Origin of the sequence: Alloyangia pacifica, from assembly GCF_003111685.1 — a bacterium.
GTDB classification, from domain to species: Bacteria; Pseudomonadota; Alphaproteobacteria; order Rhodobacterales; family Rhodobacteraceae; genus Salipiger; species Salipiger pacificus_A.
The window spans coordinates 488808-515000 of record NZ_CP022190.1; the positions used below are offsets into that span (position 1 = coordinate 488808).

The window sequence follows — 26193 nt, forward strand, 5'->3', positions numbered from 1 at the left end:
CCCGGAACTCGGCAGCAATTCACCCGCTGAAATTGTCGCGGATCCAGGCGTAGACCGCGCGCAGCTCTTCGCCCGGCTGGCGGGCCAGCATTCGCAGCATGTAGCCATGTCCGCTCTCGATCTCGGCCCGCGCGGCGGCGGGCAGGGCGGGCACCAGCGCCCCGGTCTCCAGCCGGCTGTCGATTAGCCCGCGCCAGCCGAGCGCCACGCCCAGCCCCTTTTCCGCAGCCTGGATCACGTGATCGTAGCTGTTAAAGCTGATCCGCTCGCCGCCTCCGCGCACCTCTGGTTCCGGCCCGAGCTGCTCCAGCCAGTTGCTCCAGGTGAACCAGGGTGCGCCGTGCTCCGAGGTCAGCTCGATGAGCGGTAGCCCCTGCAGCGGGTCCGGGCGAGCAAGACCCGGATGCGCCGCGAGGAAGCCGGGACTGCAGACGGCCATGACCCGCTCGGGAAAGAGACAGCAGGTGCGCTCGCTTTCCTCCTGCCGTGGCTCCATGCGGATCCGCAGGTCAGCTTCTCGATCGGCGCCGGCCTCGGGCAGTTGCCGCGTCAGCAGCGAGAGGCCGAGCTCGGGGAAGGCGGCGCAAAGCGAAGGAAAGACCGGCAGGAAGCGCAGGCTGGCAAAGGCGAGGTCGGTCTCGATCACCACCGTCCGGCGGCGGGCGGGGCGCTGGAACCGGGCAAAGCCGGCGGCGGCCTCGCCGAGATGCGGGGCCAGCGCCGCGCGGAGCGCCTGCCCGTCGCGGGTCAGCGCGACGCCGCGCCGCTCGCGCCGCAGCAGACCCTTCCCGAGCGCTTCCTCGAGCGACTTCATCCGCTGGCTCAGACGCGGCTGCGAGAGCCCCGCCAACTCGGCGGCGCGCGAGAGCTGGCCGCAGTCCGCCACCAGCAGGAAGAGGCTGAGATCGGCGCTGTAGCGCGCGAAGATGCCATAAGGATTATCAATGTCAGGCATTAGGTAATTTCGCGATGCTTATTGTCTGAAGTCAACTACTCTCTTCAAAACTTATATCAGCATACAATGCGCAATCGCTGCGCGCCCCGCTTTTCCAACCGGCGGGCCGGGCGGCGTTGCGACAGAGACGCCCGCCCTTTGGCGGGCGCAACGCCGCGTGGAAAGGACAGCGCCCCGCATGAGCCAGACGAGCCGACCGAACATCCTGATCTTCATGGTCGACCAGCTGAACGGGACCCTGTTCCCCGACGGGCCAGCCGAGTGGCTGCACGCCCCCAACCTCAAGGCGCTGGCGGCGCGCTCGACCCGCTTCCGCAATGCCTATACCGCCTCTCCGCTCTGCGCGCCGGGCCGGGCGAGCTACATGTCCGGCCAGCTGCCCTCGCGCACCGGGGTCTACGACAATGCCGCCGAATTCGCCTCGTCGATCCCCACCTACGCGCACCATCTGCGCCGCGCGGGCTACCAGACTTGCCTCTCGGGCAAGATGCATTTCGTCGGACCGGACCAGCTGCACGGCTTCGAGGAACGGCTGACCACCGACATCTACCCGCCCGATTTCGGCTGGACCCCGGACTACCGCAAGCCCGGCGAGCGCATCGACTGGTGGTATCACAATATGGGCTCGGTCACCGGTTCGGGCGTCGCCGAGATCTCCAACCAGATGGAGTATGACGACGAGGTCGCCTACAACGCCACGCGCAAGGTCTACGATCTTGGCCGCGGCCATGACGACCGGCCGTGGTGCCTGACCGTCAGCTTCACCCACCCGCACGATCCCTACGTGGCGCGGCGCAAGTACTGGGATCTCTACGAGGACTGCGAGCACCTGCTTCCCGAGGTCGGGCCGATCCCCTACGAAGAGCACGACCCGCATTCGCAGCGCATCTTCGACGCCAACGACTGGCGCAGCTTCGAGCTGACCGAAGACGATGTGCGCCGCTCGCGACGCGCCTATTTCGCCAATATCTCCTATCTCGACGACAAGATCGGCGAGGTCATGGAGGCGCTGCGCGGCACGCGGCAGGAAGACAACACCATCATCCTGCTGGTCTCCGATCATGGCGACATGCTCGGCAATCGCGGGCTCTGGTTCAAGATGTCCTTCTTCGAGGGCTCGGCCCGTGTGCCGCTGATGATCGCCGCGCCGCAGATGGCGCCGGGCCGGGCCGACACGCCGGTCAGCAACATCGACGTCTGCCCCACGCTCTGCGACCTCGCCGGCGTGGCAATGGACGAGATCGCCCCCTGGACCGATGGCGAAAGCCTCGTGCCGCTGGGGCAGGGCGGGGCGCGCGGCACGCCGGTCGCCATGGAATACGCCGCCGAGGCCTCCTACGCGCCGCTGGTCTGTCTGCGGCAAGGGCGCTGGAAGTACATCCGCTGCGCGCTAGATCCCGATCTCCTGTTTGATCTCGAGACGGACCCGCACGAATTGACCAACCTCGCCGAAGACCCGCAGCACGCGGCCACGCTGGGCACCTTCCGCACCGCCGCCGATGCCCGCTGGGATCTTGCCCGGTTCGACGCCGAGGTGCGCCAGAGCCAGGCCCGGCGCTGGATCGTCTACGAGGCGCTGCGCAACGGCAGCTATTTCCCCTGGGACTTCCAGCCGCTGCAGAAGGCCTCGGAGCGCTACATGCGCAACCACATGGATCTCAACGTTGTCGAGGAGAACGCGCGCTTCCCCCGCGGTGAGTGACCCCGCGTCCCTTCCGCGATTGCGGTCCGACCCATCAAAACCCGGCCGCCAATGGGCGCTGCGGCCGGAGTAATCCCAACGCCCGACCAACAGGGACAGAGCCGCATGGCGAAAATTGAACCTCCTCTCTCAGACCTGCCGATCAAGACCGCCGACAAGGGTTTCTACAACGGCTTCTCGCTCGACGTGACCGTGACCTCCAAGCTTGCCGTGGGCGGGTTGGTGCTCTGGGCCGTCGCCTTCCCCGAGCAGGCGGGCGGCGTGCTCGGCGGGCTCAACACCTTCATCCTGGCGAACTTCGCCAGCTGGTACATCTACGTGATGGCGTTCTTCGTGCTGGTCTGCCTGGCGCTGGCGATCTGGCCTGCGGCCGGCAAGCTCAAGCTCGGGCATGACGACGAAACCCCCGAGTTCGACAACTTCTCGTGGTTCTCCATGATGTTCGGCGCGGGCATCGGGGTCGGCATGCTGACCTGGGCGGTGGCCGAGCCGATCTACCACTTCCGCAACAACCCCGAGGTGATCCAGGGGCTTGCGGACGGCGAGAGCATGAACAACTTCATGAACGCCTACCAATACAGCTACCTGCACTGGGGCTTCTCTGCCTGGTCCTCCTACGCCATCGCCGGTCTGGCGCTGGGGTATTTTACCTACCGCCGCGGCCTGCCGCTGACCATCCGCTCGTCGCTGACGCCGCTCTTTGGCTCGGCGCTCTCGGGCCCGCTTGGCCACATCGTCGACATCGTCGCGGTGATCGCCACCATCCTCGGCGTTGCGCAGACGCTGGGCTTCGGCGTCGAGCAGTTCGTCGCCGGAATGAGCAAGATCGGCATCGGCGACTGGCTCGTCACCGCCGAGGGCAACGCCTCGCCCGCCGGCATCATCGTGGCTCTGGTGGTGATCATGGGCGCCTCGACCCTCTCGGCGCTCTCGGGCGTGGGCAAGGGCATCAAGTGGCTGTCCAACATCAACATGGGGCTGTCGATCTTCCTGCTGGCCTTCCTGATGATCTTCGGCTCCACTTGGTTCGGCATGCAGGCGCTCTTTCTCGGCATGATCGACTACATCATCGCGCTGCCGAAGATGCTGTTCACGGTCTACCGTCCAGACGGCACCGAGACCGGCGACGCGCTCTCGGGCTGGCAGGGCGCCTGGACGGTGTTCTACTGGGCCTGGTGGGTGGCCTTCGCCCCCTTCGTCGGTCTCTTCCTCGCCCGCATCTCGCGCGGCCGCACCATCCGCGAGTTCGTGCTGGGCGCGATGATCGTGCCGTCGATCATGTGCTTCGTGTGGTTCTCCTTCGCTGGCGGCACGGCGATCGAAATGGAACTCTCGGGGGTCGCAGACGGCGCGATCTTCGGCTCCACCGACGGCGCTAAGATCTTCACCATGACCGGCCTCATGCTGGGCGACGTGCTGGGGTGGTGCATGGCGGTGATCATCGTGATTCTGCTGATGACCTATCTCGTGACCTCGGCCGACTCGGCGGTGCTGATCGTCAACACCATCAACGCGGCGGGCGACGAGGGCCCGAAAGCGCGCCCGCACATCATCTTCTGGGGCGTCACGCTCGGCCTCGTGGTCGGGGCGTTGCTGCTGGTCGGCGGGCTGACCGCGATCCAGACCGCCATGGTGATCGGCGCGCTGCCCTTCTCGGTGGTGATGCTGCTGATGTGCCTCGGCCTGTTCAAGGCAATCTACCGCGACGGTCTGCGCGCGCGCCACGGCGTGCCCTCGGTGACCGTGGAGATGCCGCCCGCTGAATGAAGCGGATGCGGTCATATGGGCCGGCCGGCGCAGCACTGCGCCGGCCGGTGGCGCTTCTCGCCTGCGCGCTGTTTCCCTACGGTGCGCAATTTGCCGGATAGCGCGGTAATGTCGCTCTCGGCCCCAGTGGTGCGGCGAAATACGGCGAAAAATTGACATAACCCCATCGCCTGCTAGCCTCGGGCCAAGAGTTTCCCGAAGTGCGGGTTTGTGAGGGATGAATATGCGAGTTCTCAGCGTTTGCGCCGCGGCAGCGGCATTGGTGGCCCTTGCGGGCGCAGCACAAGCGGGCAGCCAGGGATACCCCGGCGACATGTACATGCCCGGCTCCGCGGGCTTCGTGGCGGGCGCCGGCAACGCGCAGCCGCTGGTACAGGCCTACCCCGGCCCCAGCATGTGCGCGGGCAAGCAACAGCCGGTGATCCTCGGCGGCCAGATCTGGTGCGGCACCCCCACCGGCGGCCTCTACGCGGAGCCTGCCCAACGCGCCCGCCGCAGCACAATGGGCACGCAGGGCGCGCCGCTGCCGCGGGCCTATGTTCCGGCCGGGCAGTAAGGCGTCGCTTCGACGCACCTCTCAAGGCCATACGGACTTGGCTTTTTCCGGCGAGCCGCGTATACGCGCGGCTTGAACCAATTCCGGGAACCGTCGCCATGCAGGGCAGTGCCAATCTCAACATCATGATCAAGGCCGCGCGCAAGGCGGGTCGGTCGCTGGTCAAGGACTTCCGCGAGGTCGAGAACCTTCAGGTCTCGATGAAGGGTGCAGGCGACTTCGTGTCGCGCGCCGACATCGCCGCCGAGAAGATTCTCAAGGACGAGCTGCTGGGCGCCCGCCCGACCTACGGCTGGCTTGGGGAAGAGGGCGGTGGCCAGGACGGCGAAGATCCGACCCGCCGCTGGATCGTCGATCCGCTGGATGGCACCACCAACTTCCTGCATGGCCTGCCGCATTGGGCGATCTCCATCGCGCTCGAGCACAAGGGCAAGATCGTCGCTGGTGTGGTGTTCGATCCGGCCAAGGACGAGATGTTCTACGCCGAGAAGGGCGCCGGCGCCTGGCTCAACGACTCGCGCCGCCTGCGGGTCTCGGGCCGCCACCGCATGATCGAGGCGATCTTCGCCACGGGCGTGCCCTTCGCCGCGAAGAAGACCCTGCCGGCGACCCTCAAGGACCTCGCCCGCCTGATGCCCGAATGCGCCGGCGTGCGGCGCTGGGGGGCGGCGGCGCTCGATCTGGCCTATGTGGCCGCGGGCCGCTACGACGGCTACTGGGAGCGCGAGCTGAACATCTGGGACATCGCCGCGGGCGGTCTCATTGCCTCCGAGGCGGGCGCGCTGGTCGAAGGCATCCGCGAAGACCAGGACCCCTACGAGACGGGCTCGATCCTCTGCGCGAGCAACAATATCTTCGACGCCTTCGCCAAGACCATTCGCGAGGTCTGAACGGGGCGCGCGCAGCCCGCGCAACCGCGGGCGACCGGAACAGGAAGGGAGCCGCATGGCTCCCTTTTTTTATCCGCGCTTGTTTTGAAGCAGAAATACGCCCGCCGGAGCCGCCCGCTCAGCGGTCGGATGGATGGTTGACCCCGTCCGACCATGGGATTGGCTCGTGCTCTGCCGGGTTTACCCCTTCGATGCCCCCTATGTTCACCCCGAACTCATTCGGGTTCGACCGGCGCCGGTGGTACATGTAGATGCCGCAGACCGAGCAGAAGTAGTGCTGCGCGGTGTTGGTGCCGAACTGGTAGAGCGTCATCTTGTCCGCGCCCTTCACCACCTCGACCCCGTCTTTCGGCGCGGTCACGGCGGCGGCGCCCCTGCGGCGGCAGAATGAGCAGTCGCAGCGACGGGCCGTGTTCAGCCCGTCCGCCAGCGTCACGCGCAGCGCGCAGGCGCCGCAGTGGCAGGTGACGGTGACCGGCGCGCTCGTCAAACTCCCGACCATGGGCCCTTCCTTCCGTTCTGGCGTGTTCCGGCGCGCGGGATATGTGTGCGGCCGATGGCGTATTTGGCGGCGGGATGCGGCGGCTGGCCGTGGGTGCGGTTCCAGAACGCCGGGCCGCCCCGCGCCAGCCAGACCGGGGCGATCATGAGGAGGCCCGCGACGAAGCCGCCCACATGCGCCCAATAGGCAACGCCGCCCTCGGCCCCGGCGCTGCCGATGCCGCTGAAGATCTGCAACCCGAACCAGACCGCCAGCAGCAGCCACGCGGGGATCGGCAGCACCTTGAAGATGATGATCAGGATGATGAGGATGTCGACCCGCGCCTTCGGAAAGAGCAGCAGGTAGGCGCCCATGACCCCGGCGATCGCCCCCGAGGCGCCGACCGTGGGCACCGCCGAGCCGGGATCGGCCAGATATTGCAGCAGCGCCGCCGCGACGCCCGAGGCGAGGTAGAAGAGCAGGTAGCGCAGGTGCCCCAGCATATCCTCGATATTGTCGCCGAAGATGAACAGGAACAACATGTTGCCGAAGAGGTGCATGACGCCGCCATGCAGGAACATCGAGGTGAGGATGCCGGTGTATCCGTAGCCCTGCGAGATATGCGCGGGGAAGAGCGCCCACCGCTCGAAGAAGACATCGAGCGCGGCGGGGTCGGTGAACAGCACCCAGTACCCCAGGAAGATCACCGTGTTGGCGATGATCAGCGCGTATGTGACATAGGGCGTGCGCCCCGAGGGGTTGTGATCTCGGATCGGGAACATGGCTGCCAGAGTGACGCGCGCGGGCCGGTCGTCAAGGGCGGATCGGCCGGACGCGTGGAAAATCCCTGCACACAGGCTGTCCCCGCCGCGGCCGGGCGGCACATCTCCTCTTCGGGCGCAAGCGCTGCGTGACCGTAGTTATGCTTCAGCGTCCTGAGAACGTGCGGGGTACCGGCCGGGGAGGCTGCACGTGGTAGCCCTCGCAGACAGATCCATTTCAAAGGTCTTTGGTTATTCGCCGCGCACGACGAAGACCGACTGTTTGGCGTGGCGGACCACCCGGGCGGCGTTCGGCCCCAGAAGGTAGTCGGCAAGCTCGGGGGTGTGCGACGACAGGACGATGGCATCGGCCTTGAGCTTGTCTGCGGCGATGAGGATCTGGTCGTAGATGCGCCCGTGTAGCACGTGCGGATGCACCTCGACCGCGTCCGGCACGTTGGCGTTCACCCAGTCCTTGAGCTTGGCGCCGACCTCCTTGAGGGCGCCCTTCTCGAAGCCCTCTCGAAAGTAGCCCGAGACCATCGACATGCCGAAGTCGGGCAGCACGGTCACCACGTGCAGCACCATGCCCTCGCCGCCGAGGTGCAGGGCCGTCGGCAGCGCCTTGGTCCAGCTCGCGGGGGCCGAGAGATCGATGGGCAAAAGGATCGTCTTGTACATCGCAAGGCTCCTCAGAAGGCCGGCACGGTCTGGCGGCGGCGTTGCATCAGGATCACCAGCCCCAGCAGCAGCAGCGCGGGGATGTAGAAGAGCTGCGCCGGCAGCCGTTCCTGCGGGACCAGCACCGAGGCGATCTGCACCGGCTCGTCGGCGTAGAAGTCGAAGCTCGCCAGCTTCTCGGCGGTGGGGGTGCCGAACATCGGCTCGTCGAGCTTCACCACGTCGCCCTCGGGGAAGAGCATCAGGCCGGAATTGTCGATCCGCTCCTGCGCGTTGGCGCCATGGGCGTCCATCACCAGCGTCGTCGAGGCAGTCTCGCCGGTGTTGAAATCCGGCCCTTCGATTTCCAGCCGGATCCGGCTGCCCTCCGGCAGCTCAGCCAGCACCTGCTCGAACTCGGCCGGCGGGATATTGTGGAAGGGGCTCTGCACCATGTTCAGCCAGACGTTGGGCACGAAGAGCGTGAAGGCCACCAGCAGCAGCGCCGCGCTCTCCCAGATGCGCGAGCGGGCGAAGAAATAGCCCTGCGTGGCGGCAGCGAAGAGCAGCATGGCGAAGGTTGCGACGATGAAGACGAAGACCGCATGCGCAATGCCCGTGGCGGTGCCGAGATCGACCCCGTAGAGGATCAGCGTTGGGTTGAAGATGAACAGGAACGGCAGGGCGACGGTGCGCAGGCTGTAGAAAAAGGCGGTGAAGCCCGTCTTAATCGGATCACCGCCCGAAACCGCCGCGGCCGCGAAGGACGCAAGCCCCACGGGCGGCGTCACGTCGGCCATGATGCCGAAGTAGAAGACGAAGAGATGCGCCGCGATCAGGGGCACGATCAAGCCTTCCTGCGCGCCGAGCGAGACCACCACATTGGCCATCAGCGAGGACACCACGATGTAGTTCGCAGTGGTCGGCAAGCCCATGCCAAGGATCAGCGAGAAAACCCCGACGAGGATCAGCATGATGATCAGGCTGCCGCCCGAGAGCTGCTCGACGAGGCCCGCGAGCTCTGTGCCGATGGGGGTCTTGGTGACCGTGGCGACGATGATCCCCGCCGCCGCCGTGGCGACGCCGATGCCGATCATGTTCCGCGCACCGGCGATGAGACCGTCGATCAGGTCCTGCCAGCCGTTGCGGAATTCCTCGGCCACGCGGGCGCCTTCGCCGCGCAGGATGGCCTTGAGCGGACGCTGAGTGATGATGATCAGAAGCATCAGCGCGGTGGCGTAGAACGCGGATTTCGCCGGGCTCTGCCGCTCGACCATCAGGAACCAGACCAGCACGATGATCGGCAGGATGTAGTGCAGCCCGGTGGCATAGACTTCGCCCACGGTGGGCAGCTTGATGTTGGGATCGCTGGGGTCGTCGACCTCGAGATCGGGGCGGCGCGCGGCGATGGCGAGAAGCCAGAGATAGACCGCGGCCAGCACCACCATCATGATCGGACCCGACAGTCCCGGGGCGACCGACTTCAGGGCGCCGACCGCGTAGATCAGCGCGGTGAACCCCGCGCCGGCGACGGCAAACCCGATGAAGAACTTGAGGATCATGCCGCCGAAGGACTTGGCCTCGCCAAGGGCGGGCATGTTCTTCTTCAGTGCCTCGAGGTGCACGATGTAGACCAGCGCGATGTAGGAAATCACCGCCGGGATGAAGGCGTGCTTGATCACCTCGACGTAGGAGATGCCGATGAACTCGACCATCAGGAAGGCAGCGGCGCCCATCACCGGCGGCATGATCTGGCCGTTGACCGACGAGGCGACCTCGACCGAACCGGCCTGTTCGCTGGTGAAGCCGACGCGCTTCATCAGCGGGATGGTGAAGGTGCCGGTGGTGACCACATTTGCGATCGACGAGCCCGAGATAAGGCCGGTCATTGCAGAGCCGACAACTGCGGCCTTCGCAGGGCCGCCGCGCAGGTGGCCGAGCCCGGCAAAGGCGAGCTTGATGAAGTAGTTGCCCGCGCCGGCCTTATCCAGCAGCGAGCCGAAGAGCACGAAGAGGAAGACGAACGCCGTCGAGACCCCGAGCGGGATGCCGAAGACCCCTGCGGTGTCGAGCCATTGCGCGTTGATGAGCGCGGTGAAGGACAGCCCCTCGTGCTCGATCAGCTCGGGGATCAGCCAACCGGTGCCCATGTAAGCGTAAAGCAGGAAGAGCGCGCCGACGATGGTCAGCGCCGGACCCAGTGCGCGGCGGCTGGCCTCGAGAAGGATGACAAGGCCGACGGCCCCGATGATCACCTGGAACTGCGTGGGAAGCCCCGAGCGGGCGGTCAGCGCGAGTTCCTTGGAGAAGAGGAAAACGTAGAAGGCGCAGAAGCCGCCGATGGCCATGAGGATCCAGTCGGTCAGCGGCACGCGGTCGCGGGGCGAGGATTTCAGCGCCGGATAGGCGAGGAAGGCCAGCAGGATGGCGAAGGTCAGGTGGATTGGTCGGGTCTGCGACGAGTTGAGCGCCGGCAGCACGTCGGCGAACCAGAGCTGCGGCTGTGCGATCCAGAGCTGGAACAGCGACCAGGCCAGCGCGAGACCCGCGATGAGCATGCCGACAAACCGGTTCGTCGGCGCCCGCGCGCCGCTGTCGGTGCTGGCAACGAGATCCTGCAGTTCTTCGTCGCTGAACTGGCGACCGCCGTGGTCGGGACCGGTCTGCTGTGGGTGGTCGGTCATGCTGCGCGCCCCTCTGATGCCGCCTTCCGGAAAGGCCCGGGCGCCTTCGCAGCGCCCGGGCCGGGTCTCATACGCGGAGCCGTGATCTTACTCGATCAGGCCGGCTTCGCGGAAATAGCGCTCGGCCCCGGCGTGCAGCGGCGCCGAGAGACCCGCGGTTGCCATCTCTTTCGGATCGAGGTTGGCAAAGGCCGGGTGCAGGCCGCGGAACTGGTCCATGTTGTCAAAGATCGCCTTGACCACCTGGTAGACGACTTCTTCCGGCACATCCTCGGAGGTCACGAAGGTCGCGCCGACGCCGAAGGTGTGGGTGTCCTCGTCATTGCCGCGGTACATGCCGCCGGGGATGGTGGCGGTGCGGTAGAAGGGGTTGTCGGCGACGAGCTCGTCAACCGCTTCGCCCTCGACGTCGACCAGCACGGAGTCGCAGGCGGTGGTGGCTTCCTGGATCGAGCCCGACGGGTGTCCGACGGTGTAGACCATCGCGTCGATGTTGTTGTCGCAGAGCGCCTGGGACTGCTCGGCCGCCTGCAGCTCGGAGGCGACAGCGAAATCGTCCATGGTCCAGCCCAGCTTGTCCATCAGCACTTCCATGGTGCCGCGCTGGCCGGAGCCGGGGTTGCCGACGTTGACGCGCTTGCCCTTGAGATCCTCGAAGGTCTCGATGCCGGCATCGGCACGGGCAACCACGGTGAAGGGCTCGGGGTGGACGGAGAAGACGGCGCGCAGGCCCTCGAACGGCCCCTGTTCCTCGAAGCGCGAGGTGCCGTTGTAGGCGTGGTACTGCCAGTCGGACTGGGCGACGCCGAATTCCAGCTCGCCGCCGCGGATGGCGTTGATGTTGAACACCGAGCCGCCGGTGGATTCGACGCCGCAGCGGATCCCGTGCTCGGAGCGACCGCGGTTCACCAGACGGCAGATCGCGCCGCCGGTCGGGTAGTAGACGCCAGTGACGCCGCCGGTGCCGATCGAGATGAACGTCTGCTCCTGCGCGGTGGCTGCGCTCGCGCCGATCGCGGTGGCGGCGGCCACGAGGGCGCCGATGAGGGGTTTGGTCATGTCGTGTGTCTCCCTGGAAAGTGTCCGAGATTCGGCTCTCGCGTGTCAGTGAAACATTTCATTGCGAAGGGTCAAGTTAAACAATACAAATGTATCACGCCTGCCAACCCCACGACCTAAGTCGAAACCCCTTCGAGTAAAGACCCGGGAGGCCGAACTGCCGACAGCTTCTTCGCTAGACGATCTGGCCCGCGCGCTGCGCCAGCTCGGCCGCAGCGGCACACCGCGCGTGGCGGCGCTGGCACGCTGGGCGTCGGATCAACCCGAAGAGATCGCGCTGAATTCCGTGCGAAGCCTCGCCGAGCGCTCGGGGGCCAATGCCAACACGGTGGTGCGCCTGTCACAGGCGCTGGGGTTCGCCGGGTACGAAGCCTGCCGCAATGCCTTTCAGGATGCGCTGCGGCAGGGCGGCGAGTTCTATGGCAAGCGGGCGGGAGAGCTTTCGGGGCGTGACAGCGCCTCGGTGCTCGACGCGATCCGCGAGGCGGGGCACCGCAACCTCGAGTCGGCCTTTACCCCCGAGAGCCGGGTGGCGATAGACAAGGCCGCGCGGATCATGCTCGAGGCGCGACAGGTCTACGTGGTGGGGGTACGCAGCTGCTACGCGATTGCCGACTACCTCGGCTATACTGCCCGCATGGCCTTCGACAATTTCGCGCCGCGGGCGGGCACGCCGGGGGACATCCGCGACCGGATCGCCCTGGCGGGGCCCGGCGACGTGGTCCTGTCGATCAGCTTCCGGCACTACTCGGTCGAGACCATCGCGGCGCATGACCTGGCGCTGCGCCAGGGGGCACGGACGGTTGCCATCACCGACGATCCCCGGGGGCCTCTGGCGCGTGGGACAGAGGTGGTGATGCTGCCCGAGATGCACGGGCCGCAGCCCTTGCCGAGCATGATCGGCGCCTTTGCCCTGGCCGAAGCGCTGGTGGCGAGCATGGTGGTGCAATCGGATCGGGCGCTTGGGAACATCACCCGCTTCGAGCAGCGGCTGCACGAGGCGGGGGCATATCTCTAGGCTTTCGAAAGCAGGGCGCCAAGATCCTCGGCCTCAGCGCCCTTCGCGCGCCAGCGCTCCCTTCGGGCGAGCCGGGGCCTTAAAGAAAAGCACCGCGCCGGAGGGGCGCGATGCTGTGGGGTCTTCGTCTCTGGCTTGGCTCAGAAGCCGAGCGCCATGCCGTCCTTGCGGCTGTCGCTGCCGCCAGAGAGCAGGCCGGTCTCGGCGTCGATGCGGATCGCCTGACTGCCCCCGATCGGGCTGGTCATCACCTTGAGCTTGTGGCCGCGTTTTTCCAACTCGGCGCGGGCCTCGGCCGACACACCCGGCTCGATCTGCAACTCGCCGTCATGGGCGAAACTGCGCGGTGCATCCATCGCCGCCTGCAGGTCGAGGCCGAGATCGAGCACCCCCGACAGGAAGGCCGCATGGCCGGCCGCCTGATACTGTCCGCCCATGACGCCGAAGGGCATGACCACCTCGCCGTCCTTGCGCAGCATGCCGGGGATAATGGTGTGCATCGGGCGTTTCTTCGGTGCGATGGCGTTGGGGTGCCCCTCGATCAGCCGGAACGACGCGCCGCGCGAGTGGAAGAGCACGCCGGTCTCGGGGTCGAGCCGGGTCGAGCCGAATCCGTGGAAGATGGAGTTGATGAAGGACAGCGCGTTGCCCTCGGCATCGACCACGCAGAGATAGATCGTGTCCTTGTGCTCGGGCTCGTCCCAGAGCGCGGGCTCCATGGCGCGGGTCATGTCGATGCGCGCGGCGAGGGTGTCGACCACCTCGTCCGAGAGCAGCGTCTCCACCACGTCGGGGCAGCTGGCCGGGTCGGCGATCAGCGCGTCGCGGTGGTGGTAGGCGAGCTTGGTGGCCTCGGCGTGCAGGTGGATGCGGTCCGCCTCGGACATCTGACGGCCCATGTCGAACTTCGAGAGGATGCGCAGGATCAGCAGCGCGGCGAGGCCCTGGCCGTTGGGCGGGCATTCGATCACCTGATGACCGGCGTAGCTGGCCGAGATCGGGTCGGTCCAGAAGGCCGCATCGGTGCCCTCGTGGAAGTCCTGGGCCGTGTGCAGCCCGCCGAGCGACTGCAAGTGCGCGGCCATCTTCGCGGCGGTCTCGCCCTGGTAGAAGCCCGCGGCGCCCTTGGAGGCGATCTCGCGCAGGCGGTCCGCCAGCAGAGGCTGGGCGTGGCGCTCACCGGCGGCGGGGGCGCGGCCGTTCGGCACGAAGACCTTGGCGGCGTGCTCGTCCTTGCCCACCAGCTTGGCTGCCTCGGCCCAGTCCTGCGCAACGCGCGGGGTCACCGCGTAGCCGTTCTCGGCATAGCCGATGGCGCGGGCGAAGAGCCGCTCGAGCGGCATCGTGCCATGGTCGGCATGCAGCAGGCACCAGGCCGAGATGGCGCCAGGGATGGTCACCGAATGCGGGCTGGTCTGGGGGATCTCATCGCCGAGGCCCGCCTCCTTCAGCGCCGCGACCGTGGCGGCGGCCGGGGCGCGGCCAGAGCCGTTCAGCGCCTTCACCGCACCGCCCTTCGGCGCGTAAAGCGCGAAGCAGTCACCGCCGATGCCGGTCATCAGCGGATCGACCACGCATTGCACCGCCACGGCGGCCAGGGCCGCATCGACGGCGCTGCCGCCAGCCGAGAGGATCTCAATTCCGGCTGCCGTCGAGAGCGGATGCGAGGTGGCAATCATCGCCTGCGAGGCCAGCGTGCTGGGGCGTTTGGCGGAGAAGAAGTCGAACATGCTTGGATCGTCCTGTCGGGTATAAAAAGTGCCGAGATTTAGTTGTCCGTGAGTGATGGCGGTCTCGGCAGAGTCTCGTCAAGTGTCTGATGGGGAAAGCGGGTGCAGGCAGGCCACGGCGCGGCCCGCTCCCAGCGTTCCCAGTTGCGGGTCGCGGGCGCGGCAATCGTCCTGCGCCATGGGGCAGCGGGTTGAGAAGCGGCAGCCCTTCGGCAGGTCAAGCGGGCTCGGGATCTCGCCGGGCAGCGGCTCGGGGATCGGCTCGAAGAAGCGCGGCGCGGCGCCCCGAAGGGCGGCGGCGTAGGGGTGCGCCGGAGCGTTCAGCACGGCGTCGGTCGGGCCAGTCTCGACGATGCGGCCAAGGTACATGATGGCGATCTGCTCGCAGAGATAGCTCGCCACGCCAAGGTCGTGGGTGATGAAGACCAGCGTGAGGCCCATCTCCTGCTGCAGTTTGCGCAGCAGCGTCAGGAGCTGCGCCTGGGTCGACACGTCAAGGCCCGAGACCGCCTCGTCCGCCACCAGCACCGAGGGCTCGGAGGCCAGCGCGCGGGCGATGGCGACGCGGCGCACCTGCCCTCCGGAGAGGCCCGACGGGTAGCGCTTGGCGGCATCGGCGGGCAGGCCGACGCGCTCCAGCAGGTCGGCCACGCGGGTCTCTTCCTGCGCCTTCGGCACGATGCCGAAGTGGCGCAGCGGCTCGGCGATCAGCGCGCCGACGGTCATCCGCGGGTCGAGCGAGCCGCGGGCGTCCTGGTAGACCATGGCGACGTCGCGGGCGAAGCGCGTGCCTTCAGCGCGCACCTCGCGGATCGGGCGGCCGTGATAGAGCGCGCGGCCACCGCTCGGGGCGTCGAGCCCCAGCAGCACGCGCAGCAGGGTGGACTTGCCCGAGCCGCTTTCGCCGACAAGCGCCAGCGAGGCCCCCTTCTCGACGCTGAGCCGGACGCCGTCGAGGGCACGCAGCCCGACCTTCTCGCGGGTGAAACGGCGGCCCGGCGGGCGGACCTGGAAGACCTTCTCGACCTCGATCAGCTCGAAGACGGGGGCGGTGCGGGACGGGGCTGCCGGGGCGGCGGTATCAAGCATCATTCCGGGTTCCAGCAGGCAAAGAGGTGGTCGCGCGCGTCGCTGCGCGCGGGATCGGCGGGGGAGAGCGGCGGCGCTTCGCGCGCGCATCGCTCCAGCGCGCGGGGGCAGCGGGTCGCGAAGCGGCATCCGGCGGGCATCTGATCGTGCGACGGCACGGTGCCTTCGGGCGCCTGCAGATCCTTGCGCCCGATCTCCAGCACGCAGCTTTCGAGCTGGCGGGTGTAGGGATGCCTGTGGCGTTTCAGCACCTCCTCGGAGGGGCCGGATTCGACCACCTGCCCGGCATAGAGCACCACGATCCGGTCGCAGGACTGGCTGGCCAGAGCCAGATCGTGGAGAACGAAGATGCAGCTCGCGCCGCGTTCGCGGGTGAGCTGCAGGATCAGCCGGATGATCTGCGCCTGGATGGTCACGTCGAGCGCCGAGGTCGGCTCGTCGGCGAGCAGCAGGTCGGGGTTGCAGGCGAGCGCGATGGCCACCATCACCCGCTGCTGCATCCCGCCCGAGAGCTGGTGCGGAAAGGCTGAGAGCCGCGCCTCGGCGTCGTTGATGCCAACTTGTGTGAAAAGCTCGATGGCGCGGATGCGGGCCTCGCTGCGCGACAGGCCGAGGTTGCGGCGCAGCGTGGTGATCAGCTGCCGGCCCACGGTGTAGGCCGGGTTCAGCGCCGCGCCGGCGTCCTGGAAGATCATCGACAGGCGCTGGCCGCGCAGCTTCACCATCTCGCGCTTGCGCATCGACAAGAGGTCGCCCGCCCCTTGGAAATCGGCGGCACCCTCGACCTCCGCCCCGTCGAGAAGCTGCATGAGCGCGGTGGCGATGGTCGACTTGCCCGCGCCGCTCTCGCCCACCAGCGCCAGCGTCTCGCCCTTGGCGAGCGAGAGGCTCACCCGGTCGAGGATCTTTGCCGGGCCGCGATGCACGGTCAGCTCCGAGACGTTCAGCAGCGCCTCGGCGTTGATCTGTTGCAACATCATGCGCCCCTCCGGCTCTTGGGGTCGTATTCCTCGCGGATGCCGTCGCCGACGATCGACAGGGCGATCAGCAGCAGGGCAAGCGCGAAGCCGGGCATGGCCGACATCCACGGCGCGAAGCTGACGAAGTCACGGCCCTCGGCGATCATCAGCCCCCAGTCGGGGGTCGGGGGTGTCACGCCGATGCCGAGGAACGACAGCGAGGACGACACGAGGATGGCCTCGGAGATGCGGATGGTGACCTGCACGGCAAGCGGGAAAACCACGTTGGGCAGGATGTGGCAGCGGATCACCTGCAGCGAGGGGATCGACATGAGCTGCGCCGCCTCGACGAAGCCCTGCACCTTCACCTGCATGACATCAGCGCGGACGGTGCGCGAGAAGGGCCCGATCATCGACAGGCCCACGGCGATCACCACCTTGTCGACGCCCTGTCCCAGGATGGCGATGAAGGCGACGGCGAGGATCAGCGAGGGCAGGGCGAGGATGGAATCGATGAGCCGCATCAGCGCCCATTCCACCCAGCCGCCCGAAAGCCCGGCGGCAAGGCCGATCACCAGCCCTCCGGCGGCGCCGATCAGCACCGAGAAGAGGCCAATCACCAGCGCATAGCGGGCGCCATAGATGACCCGCGACAGGATGTCCTGCCCGTAGCTGTCGGTGCCCAGCGGATGTGCGCCCGAAGGCGGCTGCATCATGGCGTCCATCGACTGCATCACCGGATCGTAGGGCGCAACATGCGGCGCGAAGATCGCGGCCAGCAGGTAGGCGGCGGCGATGACCAGCGCGACGGTGAAGAAGGGGCGGCGCACGAAGATCGAGCGGCGCTTGCGGCTCTGCGCCTGCGGTGCCGGCCCGGCGGGCGGCAGCGTCGCGGGGGCCGGGGCGTTGGTGGCCTCTGCGCTCATTTGCGGTCTCTCAGTCTGGGGTCGAGGATCGGATAGGAGAGGTCGACCAGCAGGTTGACCCCGATGAAGAGGAAGGCGGTCATCATCACTCCGGCCTGCACCACCATGTACTCGCGCCCCAGCACCGCCGAGGTCAGCATCTGGCCGATGCCCGGCAGATTGAAGACGGTCTCGGTCAGCACCGTGCCCTGCAGCAGCGTGCCGAGCTGCAGCCCGAGGATGGTGACCAGCGGCATGGCGATGTTGCGCACGCCGTGCACCCAGATCACCCGCCAGCCGGGCTCGCCCCGCGCGCGGGCGGCGGCGATATAGGGCTGGTCGAGCACCTCGATCAGCGTGGCGCGGGTCAGGCGCGTGATCATCGCGATGAAGTAGGTGGAAAGCGTCAGACCCGGCAGGATCATGTGGTAGACGCCGGTCCAGAAGTCCTCCCAGGGCGAGACATAGCCCATCACCGGGAACCAGCCGAGCCGCACCCCGAAGAACCAGATCAGCAGGATGCCGAGCAGGAAGGACGGAAAGGCGGTGCCGGTCAGGGCAAAGACCGCCGAGCCCGCATCGAAGGCGGTGTCCTTCTTGACCGCCGAGAGAACCCCCAGCGGGACGCCGATCAGCACCGCGAAGACGAGCGAGAAGCTCGCCAGCGTCAGCGTCACCGGCAGCGCTTCCTTGAAGGCATAGGTGAAGATGTCGGTGCGGGCGACGAAGGAGGTGCCCCAGTCGCCCTGCACGAAGTTCTTTGCCCAATCGGCGTATTGCGCCAGGAAGGGCCGGTCCAGACCCATTTCGGCGGTGAGCGACTCGTAGGACTCCTGCGAGTATTCCGAGCCGAGCATGATCTGCACCGGGTCGCCCGGCGCCAGCTTCAGCAGACCGAAGGTGGCAACCGAGACGATGAACAGCACGACGAGCGTCTGCCCGAGCTTTCCGAGGGTCTGGACCAGCAGCATCAGGCGAGGCTCACCGAATGCAGGTTCACGAGGTCGGCGGGGATGTAGTTGAAGCCCTGCACCTTGTCCGAGAAGACCTTGTAGATCGGCATATGCGCCATGATCGCGATCGGCGCCTCGTCCATCAGCAGATCCTCTGCCGCATAGTAGAGCTTGGCGCGCTCCTCTGTTTCCAGGATCACCTGCGCCTGCTTGCACAGGTCGTCGAACTCGGTGTTGACCCAGCCGCAGAAGTTCCAGGCGCCGTCCGACTTGAACTCGGGGTAGATCGTCTCGTCGGGGTCGAGGTCGGCCACCCATTCGAAGTCGTAGAGGTCGAAGTCGCCCTCGTTGCGGCGCTTGACCCAGGCGGCGGGCTCGATCAGCTCGAGCTTCACCTTGATACCGATCTCGGCCAGCATCGGCGCCACGGTCTGCGCGATGCGCGTGCCGACCGGGCCGCGCTCGGCCATCATGTAGGTCACTTCGATCTCGTCCTGGTTTTCCGCCTTGGCGCGGAATTCCTTGGCCTTCTCGAGGTCGAACCACTGGCCGCGGCCCGAGGTGGCGATCTCGGGGTCGAAGAAGCCGCTCATCGGCGGGGAGATCGGGGTATAGGCCTGCTGGGCACGGCCGAAGTAGGCCTGTTTCACCAGCTTCTCGCGGTCCAGCGCCCAGGCGACGGCGCGGCGCAGGTTGATGTCGGTGAAGGGGCCTTTCTTGCAGTTCATGCCCACGAAGGTGTAGTTGCCCTCGATCTCGCCGTAGAGCTTCGCCTTGGGGAAGGCGTCGACTTGGTCGACCAGCTGCATCGGGCAGTCGGTCATGCCGTGGATCTGGCCCGACATCAGCGCGGCGAGCGCGGTGGAGGCTTCGTTCATCAGCACGAAGGTGACGCGCTCGAGCTTGGGCATGTCCGGCTCGAAGTACTCGGTGTTGGCCTCGAGCTCGATGGCGTCATTCTCGCGCCAGGACACGAACTTGAACGGGCCGGTGCCAACCGGGTTGCGGCCGTAATCGGTGCCGTATTTCTGCGCGGCGGCGGGGCTGACGATGGTGCCGGCGCGGCCGGTCGAGCCGTTGAGCGCCACGGGCAGGAAGGCATAGGGTTGCGAGAAGTGCAGCTTGACGGTCAGGTCGTCGACGATCTCGATCTCTTCCAGCAACTCCAGCTTCCAGGCATGCGGCGACTTGGGCTCGCCTTCTTTGACCCGCAGCAGCGAGAACTTCACCGCCTCGGCGTCGCAGGGGGTGCCGTCGTGGAACTTGACGCCCTCGCGCAGCTTGAAGACGTGGGTCTTGTCGTCCTCGAGATCCCAGGTCTCGGCCAGATCGGGCTCGAAGGTCACCTGCTCGCCGTCATAGGAGATCTTCAGAAGGCCATTGTGGATGTTGTTGATGATCTGGATCGCCGACAGGAAGCCGGTGAAATGCGGATCAAGCGTGTCGATCACCTTGACCGAAGCGATCTTGAGGTGTCCGCTCTGCTGGGCGCGGGCAATCCCGGGGAAGGATCCCGCGCTCGTCGCGGCGACGATGCCGGCGCCGAGACCCTTGAGCACGGCGCGACGGCCGAGCCGGGCCGAGAGGCGCTCGGCCAGCACTTTCTTGTGGTCGACTTGCGTCATGTCTTGTCTCTCCTGTTGGCATGGTCTCCTCCCATGTCGAAACAAACCCACCGGGCCCCGCCTGTCCGGTTGTCCCGGCTCTGAGGTGCTAACAGCCCAATTGGACGGCGTTTTTTCGTGTTTCCTCCTGTACCGACCTGTTGTCTCGTAATTTCAGGTTGTGAGGACATGTATACATAAGCAAGATAAAAGTGTTCATTTCGACGGGGGCGGGCCGCATATGATTATTCGGACGGCAGAAAGCATTTTCGACAGTCTGGTGGATCAGATCGTGGCAGGGCGGATGAAGCCCGGAGAGCCGCTGGCCGAGCAGGCGCTGGCCGAGCAATTCGGCGTCTCGCGCACCCCGGTCCGCGAGGCCCTGCACCGGCTCGAACAGGCGAACCTTGCCGAGCGCGGCGCGCGGCGCGCTTTCGTGGTGCGCCAGATGAAGGCCAGCGATCTCGCCGAACTGTTCGAAGCGGTAGGAGAGGTGGAAAGCGTGCTGGCCGCGCTGGCGGCGCACCGGATGACCGAGATCGAGCGGCGCCACATGCTGGCCATCCTTGAGGAAGGCAAGACCTGCGGCGAAGACCCGGAGCGCTACGGGCTGATCAACGCGCGGTTCCATGCGGCGCTGACGACCGGCGCGCGCAATGCCGCGCTGGCCTCGGTGCTGGACGAGCTGAACCTGCGCACCCAAGCGTGGAGGGAGGCGAACTTCCACGTGGATGCCTCGCGCCTATCGAGCTCGCGCGCCGAGCATGACGCCATCGCCGAAGCGATCATGCGGCAGGACGCCGAGGCCGCGCGCGGGCTGATGCGCAGCCATGTCGCCGCTTCCTATATGGTTCTAGCCGACATCCTGTCGCGCCGCGGGGACTGAGGCCGCCGCGCGCGCGACCCGGCAGAAAGCACCTCGCCACAGGCGCAGGGGCATGGCACTCTCCGGGCAGGCCACCTATTTCGATGCCTGAGAGGATTTTGCCATGCATTCCAGACATCTCTACGCGGTTCTGCTCGCGCTCACCGTCGTGGCTCTCGGCACGGGATCGCCGGCGCTGGCCCATTCGGGGGATGCTGCCGCGGGGGGCTTCGTGACGGGTTTCCTGCACCCGATCCTCGGCTGGGACCACGTGATCGCCATGGTGGCGGTGGGGCTCTGGGGCGCCTTTCTCGGCGCGCCCGCGGTCTGGCTGCTGCCGGTGACCTTCCCGCTGGTCATGGCGGTTGGCGGGATGCTGGGCGCGGTGGGGGTGCCGCTGCCTGGGATCGAGACGGGGATCGCCGCCTCGGGTCTGGTCATTGGGCTCGCGGTGCTCTTCGCCGCGCGTCCGCCGCTGCCGGTGGCGGCCGCGATCGTCGCGGTCTTCGCGGTCTTCCACGGCCATGCCCATGGGACCGAGATGCCCGGTGCGGTGAGCCCGCTGGCCTATGCGGGCGGCTTTGTGATCGGCACCGGGCTTCTGCACCTCTGCGGCATCGCTTTCGGCATGCTGACCCGCTCGCGCCCCGGCACGCTGGCCGTGCGCGGCGCTGGCGGTGTGATCGCGGCACTCGGCGCGGGCTTCCTGACCGGCGCGCTGTGAGGCGGACGGCCCTCGCGGCGGTCGCTGCGTTTGCGCTGACGCCGGGGGCCGCGCTCGCGCATGACGCCGTCGGAGACCTTGGGCCGTTCTACTCGGGGCTGCTGCATCCGGTGATGGCGCCGCTGCAGACGCTTCTGCTTGTGGCGGTGGCGCTGCTTCTGGCCCGGCAGCCGCTGGCCTCGGTGCGGCGCGCCTATCCGGCGCTGGTGCTGGCGGGGGCGGCGGGACTCGTGCTGCACGGGGTCTGGCCGGAGGTCGCGACGTCGATGCGGATCGGTGCCCTTCTGACGATTGCGCTGGGGGCGCTGGCGCTTTGGGGGATCGCGCTGCCGGGGGCATTGCTCGCGGCGCTCGCCATGGCGGGCGCGGCGCTTGCGGCGCTCTCGGGGGATGCGCCGTCGGCCACGCGCGAGGGGTTGCTCGGCGCGCTCGGCGGCATCCTCGGGATCGCCGCCTTCGTGCTGCTTGTGTGGGGTGCGCTCGACCTGCTCCAAGCGCGGTTGAAGCGGATCTCAGGCGCAGTCTGCGCCGCATGGCTCATCGCGATCGGCGGCATGGCGGCGGTGCTGCCAGGCTGACCGCTCAGGCGGCGCCCACGGTCTCGGCAGTCTGCAGGGCCGTGCGCAGCCCGGCAGGGTTGATCGGCTTCAGGCAGCATCCGGCGTGCGGGTACTTGGCGTGGATCTCGTCGTCGTAGACATGGCCCGATTGGAACACCAGCCCCACGCCCATGTCGCGCAACCGATCCGCGAGGGGGAAGACCTCGCCATCCTTCAGGCGCACGTCCAGAAGCGCGATGTCGGGTCGCTGATCTCCCAGCGCGGCAAAGGCCTCGCGCAACCCGGGGAAGGGGCCGATCACCTCGTAGCCGAAGTCCTCGACCAGCATCTGCAGGTCCATGGCGACGATCACCTCGTCTTCGCAAATCATAACACGGCCTCGGGTCGTGGTCGTCTCACCGCTCGTCAGGGACATAACGCAGCACCATCCTTCTTTCGTAGTCGCTGAAGTCTACGGACACCGTTCCGCCCAGCTGAACCGCAGAAAGCTGGACCAGCGTCGAGCCGAAGCCCGCTGCTCCGTCTTCTGGTTCAACCCGCGCTTCGTGAATTTCGTTCCACACCAGTTCGACAAATCTTCCGTCGCGGCGCCACGAGACCTCGAGCCGCCCCGGCGTGTGGCCCAGAACGCCGTATTTCGCCGCATTGGTCGACCATTCGTGCAGCAGGAGCGAGAGCGAGGTGAGCTCCTGCGTGGCCACCGGGATCTCGGGGCCGCCGGGGCTCAACTCCTGGTCGCTGCGGTAGGGCGCGAGCGAGGCGCGGATCGCGTCCTCGAGCCCGAATTTGCGGCCGCTCGGGGTCTTCTGCGTGAGGTCATGCGAGCGTGCGAGGGCGTTGATCCGGGTCTGAACCCCCTCGACGAGGTCCGGCACATTCTCGGCCCGCCGCCCTGCCATCCGCACCATGCTCGAGATGATCGAGAACATGTTTTTCACGCGGTGGTTCATCTCGCGCAGCATCATCTCGCGCACGTCCTTGGCGTCCTGCTCCTTGGTGACATCAAAGAGCACGCCGAGTACCCGCTCGGCCTGCGGCGTGGCAATGCGACGGCCGACGATCTCGATCGAGCGCGCATGCGCGCCGAGCCCGCTGAGCCGGGCCACCACGTCGATGGGTTCGCCGCGGTCGATGGCCGCCTCGATGGCGGCGCGCACGTCGTCCCGGCTGTCTTCGACGATCGATTGCAGCAGCCGCTCAAGGGGCTGGGTGTGATCCTCGACCCCGAGCAGGGCGCAGCCAGAGTCGTCCAGCGTGACCGTGCCGCCGCGCGGATCGCATTCCCAGACCGCCATCCCTGAAACATCCAGCGCCAGCCGCAGCCGTTCGCCCTCGTGCTTGAGCGCCGTCTCGAGACGCAAGGCATCGGTCACCTCGGTGAAGACCAGCGTGGCGCCGTTGAGGTGGCCGTCGCGGCTGCGATAGGGGGTGATGACCAGCGACCAGGTGCGCGACTCGCTCCGGTCGCTGACCCGCATGTGGCCCAGCTCGCCGGTACGCATCACGTCCGAGATGGCCTGCAGCACCTCTTCGTTGCGGCGCAGCGAAGAGGTCACCTCGGCCAGCGGCCGGCCCCGGTCGGCTCCGCGGAAGGGGTAGATCGACTGGATGGCGTCGGTGAAGTTGCGGATCGCCATCTTGGAGTCGACCACCACCAGCGGCAGTGCCGTGGAGGCGAAGAAGTTCGACAGGTCGGCGTTGGCCACCGAAAGCTCGTCGACCTTGCTCTTGAGCTCGTCGTTGACCGTCGAAAGCTCCTCGTTGGTCGACTGCAACTCCTCGTTCATCGACATCATTTCTTCGTTGGAGCTCTTCAGCTCCTCGTTCGCGGTCTCCAGTTCCTCGACCGTGGTGTGGAGCCGGGCCCGGGTGTCGCGCAACTCGTGTTCGAGGCTCTGCACGTGGCTGTCGGTGGAATCGAGCTCCTCGAACGCGTCATCCTCCAGTGCCTCGAAGCGGTCGCGTTCGCGGAACACCAACAGGATACTGCCATCCTCCAGAGGGTCGGCGATCAGATCGAAGGCTTGCGTGCCGAACTCGGAGCGGGCGGAGAGATCCCGCGAAATCGTGCGCTTCTTGCTGCGTGCCACCTGCCGGAGGATCGCCGAAAGCGCCTCGCGCACGCCGGAGCGGGCGAGTGAGGGGGCGAAATTCTCGCTTTCGGGGCCGGGCGTGACCTCGAGGTATTTGCCGAGCCGCCCGGTGGACCGCAGGATCTCGCCGCGCACGGTGACCCTCAGTGTGGGCGGGGCGTAGACCGAGAGGATGCGCTCGGCCACGTCGCTTTCCTGCCAGTCGAGACGGGCAGGGGGCTCGGCGTTGTCGGCGGCGTGGCGGCGGCCCGACGGTTGGCTGCGCTGCGCGCTGCGCAGGTGCAGCGGGTACTCGGGGCGGCCAGTGTTGCGCTGGAAGATGCGCGCGCCCTGGTCGAGCGGCTTGAAGACATGGTCGTGCCGGCCCACCGTCTCGGACGGACCAAGGAACAAAGTCGCGCCGGGCTTGAGGGCGTAATGGAAGATCGGCAGGGCGGTCGACTGCAACTGGTCGCCGAAGTAGATCAGCAAGTTGCGGCAGGACAGAAGGTCTATGTTCGAGAACGGCGGGTCACGGACAATGGAATGTACCGAGAAGCGGATCATGTCGCGGATCTTGGCCGACATGCGGAAGCGCCCGTCGAGCGCAACGGTATAGAGGTCGCGCATCTCCTCGGGGATGTCGGCCAGGGCCGACTGCGGGTAGACCGCCTCGCGGGCGATGCGCAGCATCTGCTCGTCGATGTCGGTGGCGAAGATCTGGATCTTCGCCGAGCGCTTTTGCTTGCGTGCCTCCTCGGCGAACATCATCGCGAAGGTATAGGCTTCCTCGCCGCTGGAGCAGCCCGGGATCCAGACGCGGATCTCGTCCTCGTTGCCGGCGTTGCGTATCAGCGGCGCCACGGCCAGCTCGCGCAGGCGTTCGAAATGCTCGGGATCGCGGAAGAAACGGGTGACGTTGATCAGCAGCTCTCGGAAGAGGATTTCGCATTCGCGGGAATCCGAGCGCACCCGCTTGAGGTAGGCGCTCGCATCGTCGAGATCGAGCACCTGGATGCGCCGCTGTACGCGTCGGATCAGCGTCGACTTCTTGTAGCCCGAGAAATCATGCCCAACGAAGTTGCGCACCACCCCGCAGATGTCCTCCAGGTGCGCCTCAACCGTATTGGCGAGTTGGCGGTCGGCGGTGTCGACCAGCGTGTGCGCATAGAATTGCTCGATCGCCTCGACGATCTCGCCAGGACGGCGGACGAAATCCACCAGCCCGGTGGCCTGGGCCGAGGTCGGCATGCCATCGTATTTCGCGGTGTCAGGCTCCTGCACGAGGCACAGCCCGCCATGCTCCTTGATCGCCCGCAGCCCGGCGCTGCCGTCGGCGCCGGTGCCCGAGAGGATCACGCAGGCAGCAAAGCGCCCCTGGTCGAGCGCGAGGCTCTCGAAGAAGTCGTCGATCGGTCGGCGAAGGCCGCGCGGCTGCGCGAATTCGGTGAGGTTCAGCACCCCTTTGGTGACCGAGAGCCCGTGGCCGGGCGGGATGATGTAGACATTTCCCGCGGTGATCCTCTCGCCGCCCGAGGCCTGGCGCACGCGCAGCTCTGTGTGGCGTGCGAGCAACTCTGCCAGCAGACTCTCGTGGTTCGGATCGAGGTGCTGGATGACCACATAGGCGAGGTTGCTCGAGGCGCGTGCCGCAGCCAGCATTTCCCGGATCGCCTCCAGCCCGCCCGCCGAGGCGCCGATACCGACGATGCACAGGCGCTCGCTGTCGCCCTTCCCGGCCTGCGCCTGTTGCGCCTCCTTGTCCTTCATGCCTGCTCTTTCCTCGGCGATGCGGCCAGGCGGCCCGCCGGCTTGCGTGTCAGTCTTCGTCGGTGTCGAGGGAGAGCCGCGCCAGAAGGGCAACGGACTCCGAAATCATTTGTGCCGAGCCGATGATCGCCAACCCGAATTCGCGGCTGATCTGCTCAAGATCGTCGAGGGCGCGGGTCAACTCCATGTCGTTCTGCGGCAGCTTGTTGCGGCGCATCGCGGTCGTCATGTCGAACTGCGAGGCGAGCAGGAAGCGCGGGCTTTCGTCGCGGTCGAGGAGCCGCGTCATAAAGACGAAGTTGAAGAAGCTCGTGCCGTCCTTGCGGTAGTTGAGGATCGGGAAGCGGCCGCTGTGCGGCTCTGTGCCGCGCACAAACTCACGCAGGGGGCGGCGCATCTCCTCGGTCGTGTCCGCGCCCTGCAGGAACC

At 67.1% G+C, this 26193-nt stretch carries 23 protein-coding genes (1 of these 23 cut by a window edge); 8 read left to right on the plus strand and 15 right to left on the minus strand.

Annotated features, from left to right (window positions below; genetic code table 11):
- Positions 1–19: 19 nt before the first annotated feature.
- The gene (locus CEW88_RS15230; RefSeq protein ID WP_108968554.1) at positions 20–955 is read right to left on the minus strand and encodes a LysR family transcriptional regulator; all 936 of its coding nucleotides are present in this window, start codon (positions 953–955) and stop codon (positions 20–22) included.
- A gap of 178 nt (positions 956–1133) precedes the next feature.
- On the opposite strand from CEW88_RS15230, the gene betC reads away from it, so the two are divergent.
- The 4 genes from betC to CEW88_RS15250 all read left to right on the plus strand — a co-directional run bounded on the left by betC (position 1134) and on the right by CEW88_RS15250 (position 5870).
- A complete protein-coding gene (betC, locus tag CEW88_RS15235; RefSeq protein ID WP_108968556.1) occupies positions 1134–2657 on the plus strand; it encodes a choline-sulfatase in 1524 nt (507 codons plus the stop codon).
- A gap of 105 nt (positions 2658–2762) precedes the next feature.
- Positions 2763–4424 (plus strand): BCCT family transporter, encoded by a 1662-nt coding sequence (locus CEW88_RS15240; protein ID WP_108968558.1) that lies wholly within the window; start codon positions 2763–2765, stop codon positions 4422–4424.
- A gap of 223 nt (positions 4425–4647) precedes the next feature.
- A complete protein-coding gene (locus tag CEW88_RS15245; protein WP_159099623.1) occupies positions 4648–4980 on the plus strand; it encodes a hypothetical protein in 333 nt (110 codons plus the stop codon).
- Between the two features lie 98 nt (positions 4981–5078).
- Complete coding sequence (locus tag CEW88_RS15250; RefSeq protein WP_108968562.1) at positions 5079–5870, plus strand: inositol monophosphatase family protein; 792 nt, start codon at positions 5079–5081, stop codon at positions 5868–5870.
- 118 nt (positions 5871–5988) lie between these two features.
- On the opposite strand, the gene CEW88_RS15255 is transcribed toward CEW88_RS15250, so the two are convergent.
- The 5 genes from CEW88_RS15255 to CEW88_RS15275 form a co-directional block, all read right to left on the minus strand.
- Positions 5989–6372 carry a GFA family protein gene (locus tag CEW88_RS15255; RefSeq protein WP_108968564.1) on the minus strand — a complete coding sequence of 128 codons (384 nt, stop codon included), beginning with the start codon at positions 6370–6372 and terminating at the stop codon, positions 5989–5991.
- On the minus strand, positions 6357–7133 hold the full coding sequence (locus tag CEW88_RS15260) for a rhomboid family intramembrane serine protease (RefSeq protein WP_108968566.1): 777 nt from the start codon (positions 7131–7133) through the stop codon (positions 6357–6359). The genes CEW88_RS15255 and CEW88_RS15260 overlap by 16 nt, the downstream gene beginning before the upstream one ends.
- Before the next feature lie 231 nt (positions 7134–7364).
- On the minus strand, positions 7365–7793 hold the full coding sequence (locus CEW88_RS15265) for a universal stress protein (RefSeq protein WP_108968568.1): 429 nt from the start codon (positions 7791–7793) through the stop codon (positions 7365–7367).
- 11 nt (positions 7794–7804) lie between these two features.
- Complete coding sequence (locus tag CEW88_RS15270) at positions 7805–10456, minus strand: TRAP transporter permease (RefSeq protein ID WP_108968569.1); 2652 nt, start codon at positions 10454–10456, stop codon at positions 7805–7807.
- A gap of 87 nt (positions 10457–10543) precedes the next feature.
- Entirely contained in the window at positions 10544–11515 is a 972-nt protein-coding gene (locus tag CEW88_RS15275) for a TAXI family TRAP transporter solute-binding subunit (protein WP_108968572.1), read from the minus strand.
- 229 nt (positions 11516–11744) lie between these two features.
- Between CEW88_RS15275 and CEW88_RS15280 the strand changes: the two genes are divergently transcribed.
- The gene (locus tag CEW88_RS15280; protein WP_159099624.1) at positions 11745–12533 is read left to right on the plus strand and encodes a MurR/RpiR family transcriptional regulator; all 789 of its coding nucleotides are present in this window, start codon (positions 11745–11747) and stop codon (positions 12531–12533) included.
- A 140-nt stretch (positions 12534–12673) separates the two neighbouring features.
- Here CEW88_RS15280 and CEW88_RS15285 read toward each other — a convergent pair whose 3' ends face one another.
- The 6 genes from CEW88_RS15285 to CEW88_RS15310 all read right to left on the minus strand — a co-directional run bounded on the left by CEW88_RS15285 (position 12674) and on the right by CEW88_RS15310 (position 19794).
- Positions 12674–14263, minus strand: a complete 1590-nt coding sequence (locus tag CEW88_RS15285; protein WP_108968575.1) for a gamma-glutamyltransferase family protein — start codon at positions 14261–14263, stop codon at positions 12674–12676.
- A 78-nt stretch (positions 14264–14341) separates the two neighbouring features.
- The gene (locus tag CEW88_RS15290) at positions 14342–15355 is read right to left on the minus strand and encodes an ABC transporter ATP-binding protein (RefSeq protein ID WP_108968577.1); all 1014 of its coding nucleotides are present in this window, start codon (positions 15353–15355) and stop codon (positions 14342–14344) included.
- Positions 15352–16332, minus strand: a complete 981-nt coding sequence (locus CEW88_RS15295) for an ABC transporter ATP-binding protein (RefSeq protein WP_254694522.1) — start codon at positions 16330–16332, stop codon at positions 15352–15354. The genes CEW88_RS15290 and CEW88_RS15295 overlap by 4 nt, the downstream gene beginning before the upstream one ends.
- Positions 16329–17237, minus strand: a complete 909-nt coding sequence (locus tag CEW88_RS15300; protein WP_108968579.1) for an ABC transporter permease — start codon at positions 17235–17237, stop codon at positions 16329–16331. The genes CEW88_RS15295 and CEW88_RS15300 overlap by 4 nt, the downstream gene beginning before the upstream one ends.
- Positions 17234–18187: an ABC transporter permease gene (locus CEW88_RS15305; protein ID WP_235940190.1), complete on the minus strand. Its 954-nt coding sequence runs from the start codon at positions 18185–18187 to the stop codon at positions 17234–17236. The genes CEW88_RS15300 and CEW88_RS15305 overlap by 4 nt, the downstream gene beginning before the upstream one ends.
- Entirely contained in the window at positions 18187–19794 is a 1608-nt protein-coding gene (locus CEW88_RS15310) for an ABC transporter substrate-binding protein (protein WP_108968581.1), read from the minus strand. Before CEW88_RS15310 ends, CEW88_RS15305 begins: the two co-directional genes overlap by 1 nt.
- A 220-nt stretch (positions 19795–20014) precedes the next feature.
- Here CEW88_RS15310 and CEW88_RS15315 point away from each other — a divergent pair, with 220 nt between their 5' ends.
- The 3 genes from CEW88_RS15315 (at position 20015) to CEW88_RS15325 (ending at position 21940) form a co-directional block, all read left to right on the plus strand.
- Positions 20015–20659: a GntR family transcriptional regulator gene (locus tag CEW88_RS15315; RefSeq protein ID WP_108968583.1), complete on the plus strand. Its 645-nt coding sequence runs from the start codon at positions 20015–20017 to the stop codon at positions 20657–20659.
- A 103-nt stretch (positions 20660–20762) separates the two neighbouring features.
- On the plus strand, positions 20763–21362 hold the full coding sequence (locus CEW88_RS15320) for a HupE/UreJ family protein (protein WP_108968585.1): 600 nt from the start codon (positions 20763–20765) through the stop codon (positions 21360–21362).
- Entirely contained in the window at positions 21359–21940 is a 582-nt protein-coding gene (locus CEW88_RS15325) for a hypothetical protein (protein ID WP_108968587.1), read from the plus strand. Before CEW88_RS15320 ends, CEW88_RS15325 begins: the two co-directional genes overlap by 4 nt.
- Before the next feature lie 4 nt (positions 21941–21944).
- Here CEW88_RS15325 and CEW88_RS15330 read toward each other — a convergent pair whose 3' ends face one another.
- The 3 genes in view from CEW88_RS15330 to CEW88_RS15340 are tightly spaced (at most 49 nt apart) and all read right to left on the minus strand, a layout consistent with a single transcriptional unit that may run on beyond the window.
- Positions 21945–22292 (minus strand): response regulator, encoded by a 348-nt coding sequence (locus CEW88_RS15330; RefSeq protein WP_254694523.1) that lies wholly within the window; start codon positions 22290–22292, stop codon positions 21945–21947.
- Between the two features lie 25 nt (positions 22293–22317).
- Positions 22318–25764, minus strand: a complete 3447-nt coding sequence (locus CEW88_RS15335) for a chemotaxis protein CheB (RefSeq protein WP_108968591.1) — start codon at positions 25762–25764, stop codon at positions 22318–22320.
- Between the two features lie 49 nt (positions 25765–25813).
- A protein-coding gene (locus CEW88_RS15340) for a PAS domain-containing protein (protein ID WP_108968593.1) crosses the window boundary here: on the minus strand, positions 25814–26193 show its 3' portion. It continues 169 nt past the right edge of the window; only the last 380 of its 549 coding nucleotides appear in the window; its start codon lies off the right edge, out of view; its stop codon occupies positions 25814–25816.

Coding starts and splice junctions, on each gene's coding strand:
- CEW88_RS15260 (WP_108968566.1), bottom strand. CDS start 7,133: ATGTTCCCGATCCGAGATCACAACCCCTCGGGGCGCACGCCCTATGTC.
- CEW88_RS15335 (WP_108968591.1), bottom strand. CDS start 25,764: ATGAAGGACAAGGAGGCGCAACAGGCGCAGGCCGGGAAGGGCGACAGC.
- CEW88_RS15310 (WP_108968581.1), bottom strand. CDS start 19,794: ATGACGCAAGTCGACCACAAGAAAGTGCTGGCCGAGCGCCTCTCGGCC.
- CEW88_RS15320 (WP_108968585.1), top strand. CDS start 20,763: ATGCATTCCAGACATCTCTACGCGGTTCTGCTCGCGCTCACCGTCGTG.
- CEW88_RS15255 (WP_108968564.1), bottom strand. CDS start 6,372: ATGGTCGGGAGTTTGACGAGCGCGCCGGTCACCGTCACCTGCCACTGC.
- betC (WP_108968556.1), top strand. CDS start 1,134: ATGAGCCAGACGAGCCGACCGAACATCCTGATCTTCATGGTCGACCAG.
- CEW88_RS15300 (WP_108968579.1), bottom strand. CDS start 17,237: ATGAGCGCAGAGGCCACCAACGCCCCGGCCCCCGCGACGCTGCCGCCC.
- CEW88_RS15305 (WP_235940190.1), bottom strand. CDS start 18,187: ATGCTGCTGGTCCAGACCCTCGGAAAGCTCGGGCAGACGCTCGTCGTG.
- CEW88_RS15240 (WP_108968558.1), top strand. CDS start 2,763: ATGGCGAAAATTGAACCTCCTCTCTCAGACCTGCCGATCAAGACCGCC.
- CEW88_RS15270 (WP_108968569.1), bottom strand. CDS start 10,456: ATGACCGACCACCCACAGCAGACCGGTCCCGACCACGGCGGTCGCCAG.
- CEW88_RS15285 (WP_108968575.1), bottom strand. CDS start 14,263: ATGTTCGACTTCTTCTCCGCCAAACGCCCCAGCACGCTGGCCTCGCAG.
- CEW88_RS15330 (WP_254694523.1), bottom strand. CDS start 22,292: ATGATTTGCGAAGACGAGGTGATCGTCGCCATGGACCTGCAGATGCTG.
- CEW88_RS15245 (WP_159099623.1), top strand. CDS start 4,648: ATGCGAGTTCTCAGCGTTTGCGCCGCGGCAGCGGCATTGGTGGCCCTT.
- CEW88_RS15265 (WP_108968568.1), bottom strand. CDS start 7,793: ATGTACAAGACGATCCTTTTGCCCATCGATCTCTCGGCCCCCGCGAGC.
- CEW88_RS15290 (WP_108968577.1), bottom strand. CDS start 15,355: ATGATGCTTGATACCGCCGCCCCGGCAGCCCCGTCCCGCACCGCCCCC.
- CEW88_RS15230 (WP_108968554.1), bottom strand. CDS start 955: ATGCCTGACATTGATAATCCTTATGGCATCTTCGCGCGCTACAGCGCC.
- CEW88_RS15295 (WP_254694522.1), bottom strand. CDS start 16,332: ATGATGTTGCAACAGATCAACGCCGAGGCGCTGCTGAACGTCTCGGAG.
- CEW88_RS15250 (WP_108968562.1), top strand. CDS start 5,079: ATGCAGGGCAGTGCCAATCTCAACATCATGATCAAGGCCGCGCGCAAG.
- CEW88_RS15315 (WP_108968583.1), top strand. CDS start 20,015: ATGATTATTCGGACGGCAGAAAGCATTTTCGACAGTCTGGTGGATCAG.
- CEW88_RS15275 (WP_108968572.1), bottom strand. CDS start 11,515: ATGACCAAACCCCTCATCGGCGCCCTCGTGGCCGCCGCCACCGCGATC.